The 881-nt window shown below is 60.5% G+C and carries 1 protein-coding gene and 1 pseudogene; both read left to right on the top strand.

From position 1 onward, the window contains the following. On the top strand, positions 1-421 hold a 421-nt coding region (locus A3730_RS05735), incomplete at its 5' end, for an ABC transporter ATP-binding protein (RefSeq protein ID WP_063537682.1). After that, positions 414-881: pseudogene (locus tag A3730_RS05730) on the top strand (ABC transporter permease); the annotation flags it as partial. The gene A3730_RS05735 and the pseudogene A3730_RS05730, both read left to right, overlap by 8 nt.

Below are 881 nucleotides of genomic sequence, written 5' to 3'. Positions count from 1 at the left end.
GCGTGGCGAACAGTGCGGCTTCGTGTTCCAGCATTTTCAGCTGATCAATGACCTCACCGCGCTGGAAAATGTCATGCTGCCGCTGGAAATTCTCAACCGCGAAAAGCGCCGTGAGCTGGCCATGCACTGGCTGGATCAGGTGGGCCTGGCCCACCGGCAACATCACTTCCCGGCACAGCTTTCCGGTGGCGAGCAGCAGCGCGTTGCCCTGGCGCGGGCTTTTGTTGTGTCGCCGGCCTTGCTGTTTGCCGATGAACCCACCGGCAGCCTGGATTTCGCTAACGGTGAGCATGTGGCCGATCTACTGTTTACGCTGAATGCGGAGCAAAAAACCGCGCTGGTGCTAGTCACCCATGACCCGCAGCTGGCCGGTCGCTGCCAGCGATCGGTCTCTCTGACGGAGGGCCGCCTCAGTGTTTAAACCCTGGCGATCCCCCGCATTTCGGGTTCAGGCCCTGGCCCTGCTGGTGGCGGCCTTTGCCATGACTGCCATGCTGATTCTGCGTGACAGCGTGGATCAGCGGTTCAATCAGCGAACCGCCGTGGCACTGGGGGCAGACTGGATTCTGGAAGGTTCCCGTTTCCCCGAAGAGAACCAGCAACAGGCCGTTGCCGATTTGCCCCATGCTGAAGCAACCGGTTTTGCCAGCGTACTGATCAATGAAGATCAGTTTTTGCTGTCCAGCATTCGCGCACTGTCCGACGGTTACCCACTTTATGGTGAGCTGTCGGTCAGCGACTCCCGCTTTAGCGAGCCTTACCCCGTGGGCCATGGCCCCACGCCAGGAACCGTCTGGCTGGCTGGCCAGGCGCTGGACCGGCTGGGGCTTAAAGCCGGGGAATTCATTACCCTTGGTGAGCGCAGCTTTCTGATCGACAAG

The sequence above is a fragment of the Alcanivorax sp. HI0044 genome, assembly GCF_001634945.1.
Note: the sequence above shows the minus strand (reverse complement) of the source record. Positions and strands in the feature narration are given on the sequence as shown.